This window comes from Mycobacterium sp., from assembly GCF_032159775.1.
GTDB lineage: Bacteria > Actinomycetota > Actinomycetes > Mycobacteriales > Mycobacteriaceae > Mycobacterium.
This window is the reverse complement of sequence record NZ_JAVHWK010000015.1, coordinates 1-15,908: the sequence shown is the minus strand read 5'-3', so window position 1 is coordinate 15,908 and position 15,908 is coordinate 1. Positions and strand designations below refer to the sequence as shown.

General features: G+C 65.5%; 20 protein-coding genes, 1 tRNA gene and 1 pseudogene. 13 read left to right on the top strand and 9 right to left on the bottom strand.

Features of this window, described 5'->3' with window-relative positions; translation table 11 throughout:
* Positions 1–230 (bottom strand): FmdB family zinc ribbon protein (locus QOJ24_RS01520; RefSeq protein ID WP_526258407.1); only part of this gene is annotated, 230 nt, incomplete at its 3' end.
* 66 nt (positions 231–296) lie between these two features.
* Here QOJ24_RS01520 and QOJ24_RS01515 point away from each other — a divergent pair.
* Positions 297–1,034, top strand: coding sequence for a GmrSD restriction endonuclease domain-containing protein (locus QOJ24_RS01515; protein ID WP_526258405.1), 738 nt, complete (start codon positions 297–299; stop codon positions 1,032–1,034).
* Positions 1,035–1,039: 5 nt separating this feature from the next.
* On the opposite strand, the gene QOJ24_RS01510 is transcribed toward QOJ24_RS01515, so the two are convergent.
* On the bottom strand, positions 1,040–1,624 hold the full coding sequence (locus tag QOJ24_RS01510; protein ID WP_526258403.1) for a 5-formyltetrahydrofolate cyclo-ligase: 585 nt from the start codon (positions 1,622–1,624) through the stop codon (positions 1,040–1,042).
* Positions 1,625–1,688: 64 nt separating this feature from the next.
* On the opposite strand from QOJ24_RS01510, the gene QOJ24_RS01505 reads away from it, so the two are divergent.
* Genes QOJ24_RS01505 through QOJ24_RS01495 form a run of 3 tightly spaced genes read left to right on the top strand, consistent with a single transcriptional unit; the run spans position 1,689 to position 4,592 of the window.
* Positions 1,689–2,600: a UTP--glucose-1-phosphate uridylyltransferase gene (locus tag QOJ24_RS01505; RefSeq protein WP_526258401.1), complete on the top strand. Its 912-nt coding sequence runs from the start codon at positions 1,689–1,691 to the stop codon at positions 2,598–2,600.
* A gap of 36 nt (positions 2,601–2,636) precedes the next feature.
* On the top strand, positions 2,637–3,917 hold the full coding sequence (gene glp, locus QOJ24_RS01500; RefSeq protein WP_526258399.1) for a molybdotransferase-like divisome protein Glp: 1,281 nt from the start codon (positions 2,637–2,639) through the stop codon (positions 3,915–3,917).
* A 21-nt stretch (positions 3,918–3,938) separates the two neighbouring features.
* A complete protein-coding gene (locus tag QOJ24_RS01495; protein WP_526258397.1) occupies positions 3,939–4,592 on the top strand; it encodes a GNAT family N-acetyltransferase in 654 nt (217 codons plus the stop codon).
* Between the two features lie 94 nt (positions 4,593–4,686).
* Here QOJ24_RS01495 and QOJ24_RS01490 read toward each other — a convergent pair whose 3' ends face one another.
* Positions 4,687–4,947 carry a hypothetical protein gene (locus QOJ24_RS01490; RefSeq protein WP_526258395.1) on the bottom strand — a complete coding sequence of 87 codons (261 nt, stop codon included), beginning with the start codon at positions 4,945–4,947 and terminating at the stop codon, positions 4,687–4,689.
* Positions 4,948–5,350: 403 nt separating this feature from the next.
* Between QOJ24_RS01490 and sepX the strand changes: the two genes are divergently transcribed.
* Both sepX and QOJ24_RS01480 read left to right on the top strand, forming a co-directional pair.
* Positions 5,351–6,427 carry a divisome protein SepX/GlpR gene (sepX, locus tag QOJ24_RS01485; protein ID WP_526258393.1) on the top strand — a complete coding sequence of 359 codons (1,077 nt, stop codon included), beginning with the start codon at positions 5,351–5,353 and terminating at the stop codon, positions 6,425–6,427.
* A 64-nt stretch (positions 6,428–6,491) separates the two neighbouring features.
* Positions 6,492–6,564, top strand: a tRNA-Ala gene (locus QOJ24_RS01480).
* An 83-nt stretch (positions 6,565–6,647) separates the two neighbouring features.
* On the opposite strand, the gene QOJ24_RS01475 is transcribed toward QOJ24_RS01480, so the two are convergent.
* The 3 genes from QOJ24_RS01475 to QOJ24_RS01465 are packed head-to-tail and all read right to left on the bottom strand — an operon-like array spanning position 6,648 to position 8,106.
* Positions 6,648–7,250, bottom strand: coding sequence for a maleylpyruvate isomerase family mycothiol-dependent enzyme (locus QOJ24_RS01475; protein ID WP_526258414.1), 603 nt, complete (start codon positions 7,248–7,250; stop codon positions 6,648–6,650).
* A 20-nt stretch (positions 7,251–7,270) separates the two neighbouring features.
* On the bottom strand, positions 7,271–7,759 hold the full coding sequence (locus QOJ24_RS01470; RefSeq protein ID WP_526258391.1) for an SRPBCC family protein: 489 nt from the start codon (positions 7,757–7,759) through the stop codon (positions 7,271–7,273).
* Positions 7,756–8,106, bottom strand: coding sequence for an ArsR/SmtB family transcription factor (locus tag QOJ24_RS01465; RefSeq protein ID WP_526258389.1), 351 nt, complete (start codon positions 8,104–8,106; stop codon positions 7,756–7,758). Before QOJ24_RS01465 ends, QOJ24_RS01470 begins: the two co-directional genes overlap by 4 nt.
* Before the next feature lie 67 nt (positions 8,107–8,173).
* Between QOJ24_RS01465 and QOJ24_RS01460 the strand changes: the two genes are divergently transcribed.
* Genes QOJ24_RS01460 through QOJ24_RS01450 form a run of 3 tightly spaced genes read left to right on the top strand, consistent with a single transcriptional unit; the run spans position 8,174 to position 9,560 of the window.
* On the top strand, positions 8,174–8,671 hold the full coding sequence (locus QOJ24_RS01460) for a YkgB family protein (protein WP_526258413.1): 498 nt from the start codon (positions 8,174–8,176) through the stop codon (positions 8,669–8,671).
* A gap of 26 nt (positions 8,672–8,697) precedes the next feature.
* On the top strand, positions 8,698–9,327 hold the full coding sequence (locus QOJ24_RS01455; protein ID WP_526258411.1) for an RNA polymerase sigma factor: 630 nt from the start codon (positions 8,698–8,700) through the stop codon (positions 9,325–9,327).
* Positions 9,328–9,335: 8 nt separating this feature from the next.
* Positions 9,336–9,560 carry an anti-sigma factor family protein gene (locus QOJ24_RS01450; RefSeq protein ID WP_526258409.1) on the top strand — a complete coding sequence of 75 codons (225 nt, stop codon included), beginning with the start codon at positions 9,336–9,338 and terminating at the stop codon, positions 9,558–9,560.
* Between the two features lie 3 nt (positions 9,561–9,563).
* On the opposite strand, the gene QOJ24_RS01445 is transcribed toward QOJ24_RS01450, so the two are convergent.
* Positions 9,564–11,018 (bottom strand): FAD/NAD(P)-binding protein, encoded by a 1,455-nt coding sequence (locus tag QOJ24_RS01445; protein ID WP_526258388.1) that lies wholly within the window; start codon positions 11,016–11,018, stop codon positions 9,564–9,566.
* A 157-nt stretch (positions 11,019–11,175) separates the two neighbouring features.
* On the opposite strand from QOJ24_RS01445, the gene QOJ24_RS01440 reads away from it, so the two are divergent.
* The gene (locus QOJ24_RS01440) at positions 11,176–11,583 is read left to right on the top strand and encodes a TOBE domain-containing protein (RefSeq protein WP_526258386.1); all 408 of its coding nucleotides are present in this window, start codon (positions 11,176–11,178) and stop codon (positions 11,581–11,583) included.
* A complete protein-coding gene (gene modA / locus QOJ24_RS01435; RefSeq protein WP_526258384.1) occupies positions 11,580–12,365 on the top strand; it encodes a molybdate ABC transporter substrate-binding protein in 786 nt (261 codons plus the stop codon). The genes QOJ24_RS01440 and modA overlap by 4 nt, the downstream gene beginning before the upstream one ends.
* A gap of 5 nt (positions 12,366–12,370) precedes the next feature.
* Here the strand turns inward: modA and QOJ24_RS01430 are convergent, their stop codons facing one another.
* Positions 12,371–13,009 carry a TetR/AcrR family transcriptional regulator gene (locus QOJ24_RS01430; protein WP_526258382.1) on the bottom strand — a complete coding sequence of 213 codons (639 nt, stop codon included), beginning with the start codon at positions 13,007–13,009 and terminating at the stop codon, positions 12,371–12,373.
* A gap of 188 nt (positions 13,010–13,197) precedes the next feature.
* Here QOJ24_RS01430 and QOJ24_RS01425 point away from each other — a divergent pair, with 188 nt between their 5' ends.
* Entirely contained in the window at positions 13,198–13,983 is a 786-nt protein-coding gene (locus tag QOJ24_RS01425) for a spirocyclase AveC family protein (protein WP_526258380.1), read from the top strand.
* 18 nt (positions 13,984–14,001) lie between these two features.
* On the top strand, positions 14,002–15,198 hold the full coding sequence (locus QOJ24_RS01420; RefSeq protein ID WP_526258378.1) for a cytochrome P450: 1,197 nt from the start codon (positions 14,002–14,004) through the stop codon (positions 15,196–15,198).
* A 159-nt stretch (positions 15,199–15,357) separates the two neighbouring features.
* On the opposite strand, the pseudogene QOJ24_RS01415 reads toward QOJ24_RS01420, so the two are convergent.
* A pseudogene (locus QOJ24_RS01415) lies at positions 15,358–15,908 on the bottom strand (dihydrodipicolinate reductase); the annotation flags it as partial.

Here is a 15,908-nt window from a genome sequence, read left to right as displayed (position 1 = left end):
GAGGCCGCGGACTCGGTGCTCTTCGCGGAACCGTTTGCGGCGCTCTTGGCGGCCTCGCGGCTGTCGTTGCGGTAGAAGCCGCTGCCCTTGAAGACCACGCCCACCTTGCCGAACAGCTTGCGCAGGCGCCCGTCGCACTTGGGGCACTCGGTCAGCGCGTCGTCGCTGAAGGCCTGCACCACGTCGAACTTGTTGTCGCACTCGGTGCACGCATATGAATAGGTAGGCACGAAAAAACCCTCCGTGATGGTCAAAACTATTTAGCACTCTACCGGCTTAAGTGCTAGAACCGCTATGTGGGCTCGACCATTCCCGCTCGGCCACCCGCTGTGATTCCCGTGCTGGTGGGCCTGTTGGTGCTCGGGATCGGCGTCGCTGTCTGGCTGCACTTCCAGAACCGACCAGAGCCGCCACCCGGCGCGTCCCCATCGTCCGCGTCACAGCCACAGGCCAGCGCGGTCAACCCCACTTACGACACGGCACGGGCGAGGCTGGCGCGGCTGCCGGTCAAAGGTTGGGACCGCAACACCGACTTCTCCCGCTACCGGTTCGGCCAAGCGTGGAGCGACGACGTCGACGTGGAATTCGGGCACAACGGCTGCAACACCCGCGACGACATCCTTCGACGCGACCTCGGCGACCTGATCGTGCGCCGGGGCACCTGCTACGCGCAGACCGGCGTGCTGCACGACCCCTACACCGGGCAGACCATTGCGTTCACCCGAGGGCCCGCGACATCTGAGGCAGTGCAGATCGACCACCTTGTGTCGCTGTCGGACGCTTGGTACAAGGGTGCGCGCGAATGGGACGATCAGCGTCGCCGCGACTTCGCCAACGACCCGCGCAACCTGTTGGCCGTCAGCGGACATGCCAACTTCGACAAGGCTTTTCGCGATGCCACCGGGTGGCTGCCGCCCAACGAGGGCTTCCGCTGCGAGTTCGTCGCAAAGCAGATCGACGTGAAGGCCGCATACGGGTTGTGGCTGTCCCGCAACGAGAAGCGGGCGATGCAGGACGTGCTGGCGCGCTGCTGACTCAGTCAGCCCAGCTCGACGAGCCCCCGCCCCGGCGTGAGCGCGTGGGTCATCGGGATGTCGTGCGGCTCGGCGGAAATCTCGTCGACGAGTTCGTCGTCGCGGACCACCGCTACCAGCCGCGCCGACGGACCGGCCGACCGCAGGGTCCGGTCGTAGAACCCCGCGCCACGGCCCAGCCGTACCCCGGCCCGGTCGACGGCCAGCGCAGGCACGAACACGACCGCCGCGTCGGCCACTGCCGCCGCGGGAAGCCAGGGCTCCCGCGGCTCCTGCAGCCCCATCCGGGCCGCTACCAGCCCGCCCGGTATGTAGGGCCCCCACTGCATCGGCTGCGGCACACCGTCGGCGTCATTGCGGGCGACCGGAAGCAACACCTGGGCACCCAGCTGTAAAAGGGTGTCCAGGAACGCGATTGATCCCGGCTCGAATCTGATCGGCACGTACGCGCAGACGGTCCGCGCGCTCTCGACCACGCCGGGAAGGTGGTCACACAGCGCGTCGGCCTCCGCGCCGTGAACATCGGGGGCCACCGCGCGACGAGCCGCCAGGATCGCCGTCCGCATCTCGGCCTTGCTCGGCGACCCCACGGGTCCACGATGACACGGCGCCGTCACAGGCGGCGCATAACTCGTTGGCGATACTGTGTGAACAATGACGCGTTCTCTGGTCTCCATTCCGTACACGGCAGTCGTCCCGGCCGCCGGATTGGGCACCCGGTTTCTGCCCGCGACCAAGACGGTGCCCAAGGAGCTGCTGCCCGTCGTGGATACGCCCGGCATCGAACTGGTGGCGGCCGAAGCGGCCGAGGCCGGTGCCCAGCGGCTGATCATCGTCACCTCCGAGGGCAAGGACAGCGTCGTCGCCCACTTCGTCGAAGACCTCGTGCTCGAGGGCACGCTGGAAGCCCGCGGCAAGAAGTCGATGCTGGAGAAGGTCCGCCGCGCACCCGCGCTGATCAAGGTGGAGTCGGTGGTGCAGGCCGAACCGCTCGGCCTCGGACATGCGGTCGGCTGCGTCGAAGCCAGCCTGGCACCCGATGAGGACGCGATCGCCGTGCTGCTGCCCGACGACCTGGTGCTGCCCACCGGCGTGCTGGAGACGATGTCGAAGGTGCGCGCCAAGCGCGGCGGTTCGGTGCTGTGCGCCATCGAGGTGCCGAAGGAAGAGATCAGCGCCTACGGCGTCTTCGATGTCGAGACCGTCCCAGACACCAACAATCCCAATGTCTTACGGGTCAAGGGCATGCTCGAGAAGCCCAAGGCCGAGGACGCGCCGTCGCTGTATGCCGCCGCGGGCCGGTATGTGCTGGACCGGAAGATCTTCGACGCGCTGCGCAGGGTGCCCCGGGGAGCGGGCGGCGAGATCCAGCTGACCGACGCCATCGCGCTGCTGATCGACGAGGGCCACCCGGTGCACGTCGTCGTGCACCGCGGCGACAGACACGACCTGGGAAATCCCGGCGGGTACCTCAAGGCTGCGGTTGACTTTGCGTTGAAGCGCGACGACTACGGCCCTGAACTGCGGCGGTGGTTGGTGGAACGGCTCGGGCTGATCGACTGCTGACGCATACGACGGCCCCGTAACAACGAAAGGCGTCTTGTGCGTTCGGTTGAGGAGCAACAGGCCCGGGTCACGGCTGCTGCGGTAGCCCCCCGTCCGGTGCGGGTCGCGATCGCGGAAGCACAGGGCCTGATGTGCGCCGAGGAAGTGGTCACCGAACGCCCGCTGCCCGGCTTCGACCAGGCCGCCATCGACGGCTACGCGGTGCGCAGCGTCGACGTGCTCGGCGTGACGCCGATAACCGACGGCGACGACGGAGACGACGCGACGGACGGCACGGGCGATCAGCAGGTCAGCCTGCCCGTGATGGGAACCATCGAGGCGGGCGCACGGACCCCCAGCCGGTTGCAGCCAAGACAGGCCGCCCGTGTCCAGACCGGCGCGCCGATGCCGACGCTGGCCGACGCGGTGCTGCCGCTGCGATGGACCGACGGAGGGCAGTCGCGGGTGCGGGTGCTGCGCCCGGTGCGTTCCGGCGCCTACGTCCGTCGCACCGGTGACGATGTCCAGCCCGGCGATGTGGCGGTGCGGGCAGGCACGATCATCGGGCCTGCGCAGGTCGGTCTGCTGGCCGCCGTCGGTCGTGAACGCGTGCTGGTTCATCCGCGGCCGCGGCTGTCGGTCATGTGTGTTGGCGGCGAGCTGGTCGACATATCGCGCACCCCCGGCAACGGCCAGGTCTACGACGTCAACTCGTATGCGCTTGCCGCGGCCGGCCGGGATGCGGGTGCCGAGGTCAACCGCGTCGGCATCGTCGACACGGACGCGAAGGAGCTGCGCGACGTCGTTGAGGGTCAGGTGAATCGGGCCGAGGTGTTGGTGATCGCCGGAGCCGTCGGCGGGGCGGCCGCTGAGAGCGTTCGCGCGGTGCTCGCCGAGATCGGCGACATGGAGGTGACCCGGATCGCGATGCATCCCGGGTCGGTGCAGGGATTCGGCCAACTCGGGCCCGAGGGCGTGCCGGTGTTTCTGCTGCCCGCCAACCCGGTCAGCGCGTTGGTGGTGTTCGAGGTGATGGTGCGGCCGCTGATCCGGCTGTCGCTCGGCAAGCGGCAACCGATGCGTCGGGTCGTGCAGGCCCGCGCGCTGTCTCCGATCACGTCGGTTGCCGGCCGCAAAGGGTATCTGCGCGGCCAGCTGATGCGCGACCAGGACACCGGCGAGTACCTCGTGCAGGCGCTCGGCGGCGCGCCGGGCGCGTCGTCGCATCTGCTCGCGACGTTGGCCGAGGCGAACTGTCTGGTGATGATCCCCAGCGAGGCCGACGAGATCCGCACAGGCGAGATCGTCGACGTCGCGTTCCTGGCCCAGCGCGGCTGAGCGACGAACCCGGGACCCGTCATGAACCTGTGGCGCAATTCTTCCGCCCACCCGGGCTGGCCGATGCCCGCGGGGCCGCTCCGGGTGCCTGCCGGTGTGGTCGAGCTGCGGCCGGTGCGGCTGCGCGACGGCGCCCAATGGAGCCGAATCAGGCTGGCCGACCGCGCGCACCTCGAGCCGTGGGAGCCCAGCACCGAGGTGAATTGGGATGTGCGGCATGGTGTTTCGCAGTGGCCGTCGGTGTGTTCCGGGCTGCGTTCAGAGGCCCGCAAAGGTCGCATGCTGCCATATGTGATCGAGGTCGACGGGGAGTTCGGCGGCCAGCTGACTATCGGAAACGTCACCCACGGCGCGCTCAAGTCGGCCTGGATCGGCTACTGGGTGGCCAGCACGCACACCGGCGGCGGGGTGGCCACCGCGGCGCTGGCACTCGGTATGGACCACGCGTTCGGGCCGGTGCGACTGCATCGACTCGAGGCGACGGTGCGGCCGGAGAACGCTGCCAGCCGCGCAGTCCTCGCCAAGGCGGGGTTCCGCGAAGAGGGCTTGCTGAAGCGCTACCTCGAGGTCGACGGCGCGTGGCGGGACCACTTGTTGGTGGGCATCACGGTCGAGGAGATCCACGGGTCGGTGAGCTCGCTGCTGGTCCGCGAAGGCCACGCCAGCTGGGTTTGACTGTTTCTTTGCGCGGCTGGCGTCAGGCCGCGGACGCCAGGGTGCGCCGCTGCGACCGACTCGATATCGCTGACCTTCACGTCGAAGGCGTTCATCAGCGCGTCGACACGCTGGACACCCGCGACGAGTTCGAGGCGCCTGCCGACATCGAATGCGGTGCGGCTGCGGACGTCACGAGCACGCCGTCGACGTATCGGGTCTCGCCGTTCTGGACGCCGTCGGTATGCCCGGTCAGCATCGGCGGGGCTCGACGGTTGGTGTGGATCAACTCGGCGGGCAGGCCCGGCTCTATCCACTTCGTGCCCGCTCTCACAGCGGCCGACAAGCCGGTGAGTACACCGCTGCGCGAGACCACAACCAGGCTGCTCGTGCACGCTGAGCAGCCGAAAGCTCGACGTCACGTGGGATGTGCACGCCGGGAGAGACGGGAGCGTAGAAGCGCCGAAGCTCGCGAACCGACAGCAGCCCGGCCTCGACGGCTTCCCACCCGGGGGAGCGGCCAAGCCGTTTTCGTCTTCCATGGCCGGAGCCTCGCCATGGCGACCGACAGCCACCGCCCGACTGTGCCGATATGTCCACAGGATCGGCGTTTCGCGTACGACGCCGCACAGCCGACGCATAAGAGTGCTGTGGCAAATGTGACATAAGTGACTGATGGTGCTTGTCAGTAGGGAATTACAGGTGTGTAATTGTCTCGGCGCGCCATCGACGGATGCGCTGGTCACGGACCTAGCCTGATGGGGAAAGGAGCCGGCTTCATGCCAAGCATCCCCCAATCACTCCTCTGGATCTCTCTCGTAGTGCTCTGGCTCTTCGTGCTGGTTCCGATGTTGATCAGCAAGCGCGATGCCGTGCGACGCACGAGCGATGTGGCGTTGGCGACGCGGGTCCTCAACGGGACGAGCAGCGGCCGACTGCTCAAGCGTGCGGGGCCGGCGTCCGGGCATCGAAGTGATCCGGACTGGCGAGCGTCCGAAGACGAACTCGACGAGAACTTCGACGAGGACGAATACGAAGACGACGAGTACGAGCACGAGGAAGAAGAGGAAGAGGAGCCGCAGAAGACGGTGGTGCTGGCGGCGCCGGTCACAGAAGACACCGAACCCGAGTACCTCGATGTCGGTGCCGCCGACGAGCCGACGGGCGCGATTGCGGTCGGCGAATCGGACACGGAGGACGAAGAGGTCGCCGACGCCAACGAGCTGACGCTCAACTTCGAAGAACCGCAAGCCCAGGAGGAGAACGTCGACACCGCGATATACGAGATCGCGACCGACGAATACGGAGACGACGAGACCGACGGCATCGACGACGAGTACGAGTATGTCGATGACTCGTCGGGCATCGAGGCTCCCGAGGAGAGCGATCTGCGGGTCGCGGACTCGACGGTGGCTGCGCGGCGCCGCCGCTACGACCCGGCGAAGGCCGCGGTGATCAGCGCCCGAAAGTACAAGTTCCGCAAGCGGATGCTGGCGTTGATGACGCTGATGATGCTCGGGTCGGCCGCGGCCGCTTACTTCGCGGCGGCCTCGACTGCGCCCTGGGCCTGGTATGTCTGCGGAGGAACCGCCGCGGTGACGCTGCTGTACCTGGGCTACCTGCGTCGTCAGACCCGCATCGAAGAGCGGGTGCGGCGACGCCGTGCGCAGCGCGCTGCGCGTTCGCGTCTCGGTGTCGAGAACACCGAGGATCGCGACCTCGACCTGCTCCCGTCGCGGCTGCGCAGGCCCGGCTCTGTGGTGTTGGAGATCGACGACGAGGACCCGATCTTCGAGCACTTGGAGTATGCGCCGGCGGCCCGCGAGTACCACCTGCCCAGGGCGGTCGGCCAGTAGTTCGGCGTCACGTCGGCCGGTTTCTGCGCCCGGCGGATTGACTGGTAGCCTGTGCTACCGACCAGGGGCTATGGCGCAGTTGGTAGCGCGCCTCGTTCGCATCGAGGAGGTCAGGGGTTCGAATCCCCTTAGCTCCACCCCCAAATGGCAGATCAGGCAACTGATCTGCCATTTTTGTCTGTTGCGCAAGCCAGCCGGTTGTTGCCGGCATCGGACGCGCTCACATGCGCGCGGCCAGGGTCGGCTTTCCCGGCCCTGCGAGTTCGTCGATCGCCACTCCGCGGCCCGTCATCGCCATCAACAGCGCTTCTCCGCTGCCGGTGACTTCGGGTCCGCTGCCGTGCTCCCACCCGACGTCGGTCGCGCGCAGGTGCAGTCCTCTGATTCGACGCCCCGCGCCAAGGCGGGGGTTGCCGGGCACCGACGGCAGAATCCGCTCCAGGCGATCAGCGGGCACGGTGCGCGGATGACCAAGAGCGCGTCGGATGTCCTGATGGTGAACGGTGCCGTCGACGAGCCCGATCATTCCGCCGAAGCCTGCCGTCAATCCACGTGGGCGAAGATGTCGTTCAAGGTGCTTCGTCAATTCGTCGGGCGAGAGCACACCGAATTCTTTGACGCCCACCTCGTTCGCCCGCACAATCCAACCCTTCGCGAATCGCTTCACCAGCCCGACGACATTCAGTTCTTCGTAGCTGACGACATGGGCGACGACGTCTTTGACCGTCCATCGATCGCAGAGGCTGGCTGCCTTCCAGTCTTTTGTCCCCAACGTCTTCAGGTATGCGGCCAGGTCGGTCCGTTCTTCGAAAGCCAGGTCCATGAGCGACTTTTCGTCATCGGTCACTGCGACACCCCTGCCGTCACAATGTCGACATAGCGGTGCAGGTACAGCGGCCATCCGGCATCGCCGCCGACGCCATCGGCCACGGCTTGCCAGCCTGAGCCATGACGATCGAGGTGTCGGTGCTCCAATTCGACGCGGGTGCGATCGGCCGACTCCGCGATGAACCGTACTTCGACCTCGCTGGTGCGGGTCGAGTCGGATTCCAGTTGCCAGGTCGGCCCGATGTCCCACGAGAAAACCAGGCGCGCGGGCGGATCGAAAACGAGCACTCGTGCCCAATCGCATCGACTGCCGTCAACCCCGACGTCGTAGATGTGGCCTCCAACGCGCGGTTCGAAGACCGTCTCGGCGATGGCGACCGCCAAGAGATTGTGTTCACGAGGTTTGATCGCGTCGAATTTCTCGACGAACAACGCGAACGCCCGCTCGATCCCCGCGTTGACGACGACGCTCTTCCGAATCGGCTCCACTGTCGACGACGTCACGATCCGTGCCCTCCTTCATCCGCAATCAACTTGTATGCGTCCAACGCCTGGCTCCAGAACATGTCCAGCTCGGACCGCAGTGCCTCGATGCCTTCCCTGTTCACGCGATAGACCCGCCGCCTGCCAACGGCGCGGTCTGAGACGAGCCCGGCGCATTTAAGCACCCTGAGGTGCTGAGACACAGCCGGCCTGCTGACGGGCAAACCGTGTGCCAGCTCACCGACCGCCATCGGTCCGCCGGCGAGGCGTTTGAAGATCGCCCGCCGGGTGCCGTCGGCAAGAGCAGCCCACGCATCGATGCCTGCGTCGGTGTCCACGACCAGTAAGTCTACACTTACACGTCGCATGTGTAACGCTTCGCTGCTCTGCGCGCACTGAGCAGATACACGAATGTTCACGTGGTGAAGGGAGCCGATCATGACCGACACCGTGGCGCACGACGCCAGCATCGCCAGGCCCGCAACCGTGCTCGACAGTCTGGGCGCCAACCTCGCCCGCTACGGGTTGGTAATCGTCATCGGGTGGATCGGGTTGATGAAATTCACCGAATTCGAGGCCCGTGGCATCGAGCCGCTGGTCTCCAACAGCCCGCTGATGAGCTGGATGTACGACATCTTCTCGGTGACAACGTTCTCCGCACTGCTCGGCGTCCTCGAAGTGGCCGCAGCGGTGCTGTTGGCCGTCAAGCCGTGGGCGCCCCGGCTCTCAGCCGTCGGCAGCGTCATCGCGATCGGCCTTTTCATCGCAACGCTCAGCTTCCTGTTCACCACCCCCGACGTTTTCGAAGCGTCGCAGGGCGGCTTCCCCATGCTGTCTTTGTCGGGCATGTTCCTGGTCAAAGACGTTGCACTGCTTGGTCTGTCGGTGTGGTCATTGGCGGACGCGCTTCGGGCGGTCAAGGCGGCGAGTTGACCGGATACGCTGTCGTCGAGAAGACCATGGCCACCGGTGAGGAACCCGCTCTCGTCGCCGCGCTGAAGGACGGCGACGAGGCGGCCTTCGCCGAGCTGGTGGACCGCCACACCCCATCGATGTTGCGCGTCGCCCGCGGATACGTGCGAAGCCACGAAACCGCCGAGGAAGTGGTGCAGGAGGCGTGGATCGCGCTGCTGAAGGGAATCGGCAAGTTCGAAGGCCGATCTTCGCTGCGCACATGGCTTTTCACCGTGCTGATCAATATCGCCAAGACCCGCGGGACGCGCGACCGCCGCGATACGGACGTCGAAATCCTGGCGTTCACCGGCGGCACCGTCGACCCCGCCCGTTTTCGGCCCGCGAACGATCGATATCCGGGGCACTGGCGACAGGACGAGGTCCCCGCGCCGTTTCCCGATACGCCCGAGGGTTCGGTACTCGGAGATGAACTGGTCGCCGTCGCGCAGCGCGAACTCGAGAAACTTCCCGAGAAACAGCGGTTGGTCGTGACGATGCGCGACATGCTGGACCTCGATTCCGCGGAGGTGCGCGACGTGTTGGACATCAGCGTCGCCAATCAGCGGGTGCTTCTGCATCGTGGCCGCGCGGCAGTGCGGCAGGTGCTCGAGGATTATCTGAGGGAGTCGAAGTGAAGAGCGATATGGACTGCAATCAGCTCGTCGAACTCGTCACCGCGTATCTCGACGGCTCTCTGGACAGTAGGACACGCGCGCGGTTCGACGAGCACCTGATGGAATGCGAAGGCTGCGAGAACTATCTGCAACAGTTCCGCGGCACGGTCGACACCGTGGGAAAGATCGACACGGCGACCATCGATCCGGGCTTTCGCGACCGGCTGCTGAACGCCTTTCGCGAATTTCGGTAGTGGTCAGAGCATGTACTCGAGCAGCTCTGGGCCTTCCTCTTCATCACTGTGCACGCGGTCGAGCGCTGTCTCCGCGACGCGTTTGGCCTGCCCGCGCAGTTCCGGGACCGCGACGGTCTCCCAGTAGGTGCCGCGGATCAACGGGCCCATCGCGAGTAACCAGGCCGACCGGTCGCCGTCGGCGGTCAACACCGTGTGATCGTCCGCGATGCTGATCCCCATGTCGGTCGCATCCGGGTGGATGAGGCCGCGGCGCAACAAGTTCTGCAGCAGCGCCGAGCTGCTGGCGGTAAGCCTGCTGGAGGGACCGGTGGCGTTGAGCACCACATCGCCCACAAGCGTTGTGCCGTCGTCCAGGTGAACGCTTATCTGGTCGGACGACTCGACCAGCTTCTCGATGCCTGCGGCGCGCACCTGGAGCTGTCCGGTGAGCTGCAGGTGAGTGAGCTGGGCGTGGAGATCGGGAGAAATGCGGTGCCGGAACACATTCCATCTGGCCGCGTGATCCTTGGCGAAGGCCAGGCGCTCTTCGGTGCTGAAACTCGCCCAGATGCGTTGCGTGTAGGGACGCAGCTTGTCGACGATGATGGCGGGGTGCGCGTTGCGCTCGTGAAGCGCTGCGCAATGGTACTTCACGAGTGCGACCAGGGCGTCGAGACCGACGGCCGTGAGATCGATTCCGGCGGGCGGAAATTCGGGGTATTCGATCCCCTTGAAGTGCGCCTGCGGAAGCCAGCCGTGCCGCGACACCGCGTCGATGCTGCCCATCCACCCGATGGCGCGAAGCGTGACGATTGCGTCGACCGCCGTCAGGCCGGTGCCCAGAACCACCACGCTGAAGTCCCTCGGTGGCAACCGTTCTTCCCAGGCTTGCCACGGATCGCCAATCCACCCCGGATGGTGTGCAAGGCTTTCGGCGCCAGCCAGTGACGCGGGTGTCTCGTTCCCCGTGGCCAACACGACCCGATCCGCCTCGAGCGTCGTTCCGTCGGTCAGCCGGACACGGCAACCGAATTCCTGAGGCTCGATGTCAATCGCTTCGCCGATGACGAACCGCGACGCGACGGGGGTTCCGTCACTCGGTCTTGCCAGGTACTTCTGCGCAATGGAACTCAGGTAGTCGCCGTAGGTCTGTCTGGGAACGAACCGTTCGCGAAGATCGATCTGCGGCACCGCTTCGAACTCGGGACGGTCACTGACCCAGCGTAGGAAATGGCCGGGGTCGTCGGGGAATGCGGACATATTGCGGGCGGCGACATTCAGCAGGTATTCCGGGCGCCGGCGCCGGTAGGCGACGCCCCGTGCAGGGGGCGTCCGTTCGTTGACGATGGTGATCTCGAGCGGGTCGTCGGCGAGTCGGGCCAGGTTCACCGCGGTCATCGTGCCGCTGAAGCCGCCACCGATGACGACGACACGGGCAGGCCGTGCGTCGCCTCGAGCGGCGGGTTGATCGGGCATCCTCTGTAGATCACACACTGAACCGGCTTTTGTCACCGGTTTAGCGCGGCTCTGTGAAAAGTCCGGCAGTGGGCGGTCCTCAGCCATATGCGCCTACATCGCCGCATATGCGGATAAATGGTCGATGTGTAACCGAGTATGCGGATAGCATGGGTCTGTGTCCATGATTCGGATTCGCGACGCCGCTGACCTGTTGGGTGTCAGCGACGACACCGTTCGGCGCTGGATCGACGATGGCACGCTGCCCGCCGACCAAGACGCGGCCGGTCGCAAAGTGATCCCGGGCGGGGCGCTCGCCGAGTTCGCCGTCGCGAATTCCGGGGCCGCACCGAAGGAGCCTCTGGGCATCGCGAGCTCGGCGCGCAATCGCTTCACCGGCCTGGTCACGCGGGTGGTCGTCGATGGCGTCATGGCACAGGTCGAGATGAAGTGCGGCCCGTTCACCGTCGTGTCGCTGATGAGCGCCGACGCGGCACGCGAGTTGAAGCTGGAGCCGGGAAGCGTTGCCGTGGCGGTCGTCAAGGCCACGACGGTGATCGTGGAAACCCCTGGAGGGCGGGCGTGACCCTCGTCGTGCGCGTTGCAGCAGTGACGGCTGCACTCAGCCTCGCGGTCGCCGGTTGCAGTGCGCCGAATGAGTCGTCTGCGCCGCCCTCGACCGGCGATACCGGGGGCGGAAAGCTCGTCGTGTTTGCGGCTGCCTCGTTGAAGAAGTCGTTCACCGAAATCGGAGAGCAGTTCAGGACCGATAACCCGGGCAGCGACGTCGAGTTCAATTTCGCGGGCTCCTCCGACTTGGTGACCCAGTTGATGCAGGGCGCCCCCGGCGACGTTTTCGCCTCCGCCGACACCATGAACATGGGCAAGGCGGCACAGGCCGACCTGCTGGCGGCCAACCCGGTGGACTTCGCATCCAACACCCTGACAATCGTTACCGCACAAGGCAATCCGAAGAAGGTGTCCTCATTCAACGACCTGTCCCAGCCGGGCCTGTCGGTGGTGGTGTGTGCGCCACAGGTGCCGTGCGGGTCGGCCGTGGAGAAGGTCGAAAAGGCGACCGGTGTGCAACTCGACCCGGTAAGCGAAGAGTCTCAGGTGACCGATGTGCTGAACAAGGTGACCAGCGGCGAGGCGGATGCCGGGCTGGTGTACGTCACCGATGCCCTCGGCGCAGGCGACAAGGTGACGTCGGTGCCGTTCCCCGAGTCCGCCGAGGCCGTCAACACGTACCCGATCGCCGTGCTGAAGCAGGCAGGGGACCTGGATCTGGCGGGCAAGTTCGTCGATCTCGTCACCGGCGAGGCGGGACAGAAGGTCTTGGACGCGGCGGGCTTCGCCAAGCCCTGAGCCCATTAGTCGCCGCGATGTAGGAAGCCGTGCAGCGTCGCTTGGACGAGTTCGTCGACGATCGCGTCTCGTGAGGGTGGTTTGGCTCCGAAGAACGACGAACGCAGTGCCACCATGCCGACGATCATCGCCATCGTCGAATGCGCGGGCAGCTCCGACTGGTTCGAGTGCATGCCCCGCAACTGCATACCTTCGACACTGATCTGACCCAAAACCCTTAACGCCCGCCTGATGTCGGCGATGCCTGCGTCGGCGACTTCTTCCTCACTGAACGCTTCGGATGCGACCAGCGTCAGCAGCAGACCCCGGTGTTCGACGACCACGTCGTAAATCCGTTCGACGAAATGGCGGGCCAGTTCCTCCTCGTCGGTGTCCTCGGGGACCAGCGTCTGCCACTGCAGGGCGAATTCGTCGACGATACTCGTGAACGGAAGTACCAACGCCTCGCGGAACAGTCCGGCCTTGGACCCGAAATGCCGGAAGAGCAGGTACTCCGTGACGCCTGCGCTTTCGGCGATCTCGCGCGTCGTCGTGCTGCGATAGTCCTTGCGGGCGAACAGCTCACGGGCGGCATCGAGCAGCAGCCTGCGCGGCTCGCCGGGAGGGCGGCGGGCGGCCCGGGCCGACGTCTTCACAGCGCTCACGATAGTGGTCTTGACCCCGCTGCCTTAATAGTGTCCACTATTAAGTCGAGGCTGGACTGTCGAAAGGGGCCGAATGTGGGCCAACTCATCATGCTCGGCACGCTGCTCGGGCTGATCGCCGTCATCTTCGGCACGGTCATCTATTTCGACCCCGAAGCGCGCAGCGGCGCAGGCGAAGAGCGCGATCGATGAGTACCGAACTGACGCCTCTGCTGACGGCATCCGTGATCTTCGGCTGGGCCAGCGGCGTTGTGTTCCTGTCCGCCGGGGTCTACCTGAGCATTCGCAACCGGCGACTGCACCCGCTGCTGCTCCTGTGCATCTCGGCGATCTCCTTCTCGTGGATCGAGGCGCCCTACGACTGGGCGATGTACGCGCAGTTCCCGCCGGCGCTTCCACGGATGCCGTCCTGGTGGCCGCTGAACATGACGTGGGGTGGGCTGCCGTCGTCTGTGCCTTTTGGATACATCGGCTACTTCTGTCTGCCCGCCACCATTGGCGCCGCGATCGGGCGACGGCTGGTGACACGGTTCGGGTGGCGTCAGCCGATCACATTCCTGACCGTGGGTCTGGTCGTCGGCTTCTGCTGGGCGTTGCTCTTCAATGCAGGTCTCGGCGCCCGACTCGGCGTCTTCTACTACGCGTTTGTGATCCCGGGACTCGGTCTGTTCGAGGGGACCCTGCACCAGTACCCGATTTACGACGCCATCGCGATGGGCATCCAGATGATGGTCTTCACATACCTTCTCGGCCGCACGGACTCCCAAGGTCGCAATGTCATCGAGATGTGGTCGGACAGGGTTTCGACGACCCGGGCCCAATCGGCAATCGTGTCCATCGTCGCTGTGATCATCATCGGGAACGCGCTCTACGGAGCGGTTTTCGCGCCACATCTCGTCACCAAGCAACTGGGTTACGTGAATTCGGGAACGGGGGAGCAGTTGTTCCCGGGCGTTCAAAACCAACCCAGATAACGTCACAAGGGAGGTCCTGTGCCCGGTAGCCCGACTGTCGAGCTGTACTACGACCCGTTCGATCACGCGATCGACGACGATCCGTATTCGGTGTGGAAGCGGATGCGCGCGGAGGCACCTCTGTACTTCAACGACAAGTACAGCTTCTATGCGCTGAGTCGCTACGACGACGTGGCTGCCGCACTGCCGGACTGGCGTACCTACCGGTCGGGCCGCGGAACCACCGCAGACATTCTGTTCAGCGGGATCGAAGTGCCGCCGGGGATCCTGCTGTTCGAAGACCCCCCGCTGCACGATCTGCACCGGCGTCTGCTTTCTCGGGTCTTCACGCCACGCCGCATGCTGGCGGTGGAAGACCTGGTGCGTGAATTCTGTGTGAGCGCACTGGATCCCCTGCGCGGGGCCGACGGTTTCGATTTCGTCGCCGATCTCGGCGCGTTCATGCCGATGCGGACCATCGGCTACCTCCTGGGCATCCCGGAGGAGGGCCAGCAGCAGATCCGCGATCGCAACGACAAGAGCATCACGGTCGCGGCCGAGCAGGGTGATCTCAGTCAGACGATCATTCAGGAATCGATAGCCATATTCGCCGAGTACATCGAGTGGAGGGCAACACATCCCTCCGACGATCTGATGACCGAACTGCTGAACGCAGAGATAGACGAACCAGACGGGACACGTCGTCGGCTCGAACGCACGGAGGTCCTCGCCTACACCGCGATGATCGCCGGCGCCGGTAACGAGACCACCGCTCGGCTGATCGGGTTCATGGGGCAACTCCTCGGAGAACATCCCGACCAACGGCGCGAACTCGTCGAGGATCCGTCGCTGATCCCGTCGGCTGTCGAGGAGACCCTGCGCTACGAACCGCCGTCGCCGGTGCAGGCGCGCTACGTCGCCGCCGACGTCCAGTTGCACGGGCACACCGTGACCGAAGGGTCTTACATGCTGCTGCTCAACGGGTCGGCCAATCGCGACGAGGCGAAATTTGCCGACCCCGACCGCTACGACATTCACCGCACGGGCGGTCACCTGAGCTTCGGCCAGGGGCTGCACTTCTGCCTGGGCTCGGCACTGGCCCGACTAGAGGGGCGGGTGGCCTTCGAAGAGGTTCTCAAACGATGGACCGATTGGGACATCGACTACGGCAACGCGCGCAGGGCCAGGACGTCCAGCGTGCGAGGCTGGGCGAAGCTGCCTGTCAAGACTGGCTGAGACGAATCATCAACGACGACCGTTCTGGTTACGCGGCGACTTCAGCTGTCCCGCATTGGATATGTGGTCGCATCCGCCTTTGACGGATTCGATTTCGCTCGACCAACGCGCTCGCGCGGTCATTCACCGCAGCACGCATGTCGGCGACGCGTAAGTTCCTCACGCAGGGTTGATCGCGCCGTGCGGAATCGTCAGCGGTAGGTCGACGGAGCTGACCAGACCCGGTTGTGCCGCAACGACATACGGTACCGCGTTGACGACACGCATCGCCGTCGCGACCATCGCTCCCGCACCCGACGTCATGCTTTGGATGCCCGCCCTGCCCCTGTCTCGCAGCGTGACATCGAACGAGCAGTCGATGTCGGGAGTGCCGGTGATCACCACGCGGTAGCCAAGCGCGTTCGGCAGCGTCGGCCAGTCGGGTGCGACGTCGGGAGCCAGCGACCTCCAGCGTCCGCTCGGTCACCGCGCGGTCGAACGTTTCGCGCACCTCCTGCACCTCGACGCCGAGTGCGTTGGCGACCATTCGAGTTTGTCCCTGCCATTCGCCCGCTATCGCGCCGGGAAAGCCGATCCACGGCTGGTAATCGAGGGGCCGGCCGAATCCCAGTGCGTCACTCATGATGTCGGGCACACCGTAGTCGTCGTACAACCCGATCTCGTAGGCGTGAATCTTCTCGATCTGCGAGGACTGTGTGGTGAGCACGAGT

Coding starts and splice junctions, on each gene's coding strand:
- sepX (WP_526258393.1), top strand. CDS start 5,351: ATGCCAAGCATCCCCCAATCACTCCTCTGGATCTCTCTCGTAGTGCTC.
- QOJ24_RS01425 (WP_526258380.1), top strand. CDS start 13,198: ATGAGTACCGAACTGACGCCTCTGCTGACGGCATCCGTGATCTTCGGC.
- QOJ24_RS01445 (WP_526258388.1), bottom strand. CDS start 11,018: ATGCCCGATCAACCCGCCGCTCGAGGCGACGCACGGCCTGCCCGTGTC.
- QOJ24_RS01465 (WP_526258389.1), bottom strand. CDS start 8,106: ATGCGACGTGTAAGTGTAGACTTACTGGTCGTGGACACCGACGCAGGC.
- QOJ24_RS01495 (WP_526258397.1), top strand. CDS start 3,939: ATGAACCTGTGGCGCAATTCTTCCGCCCACCCGGGCTGGCCGATGCCC.
- QOJ24_RS01455 (WP_526258411.1), top strand. CDS start 8,698: ATGGCCACCGGTGAGGAACCCGCTCTCGTCGCCGCGCTGAAGGACGGC.
- QOJ24_RS01505 (WP_526258401.1), top strand. CDS start 1,689: ATGACGCGTTCTCTGGTCTCCATTCCGTACACGGCAGTCGTCCCGGCC.
- QOJ24_RS01450 (WP_526258409.1), top strand. CDS start 9,336: ATGGACTGCAATCAGCTCGTCGAACTCGTCACCGCGTATCTCGACGGC.
- QOJ24_RS01475 (WP_526258414.1), bottom strand. CDS start 7,250: ATGGACCTGGCTTTCGAAGAACGGACCGACCTGGCCGCATACCTGAAG.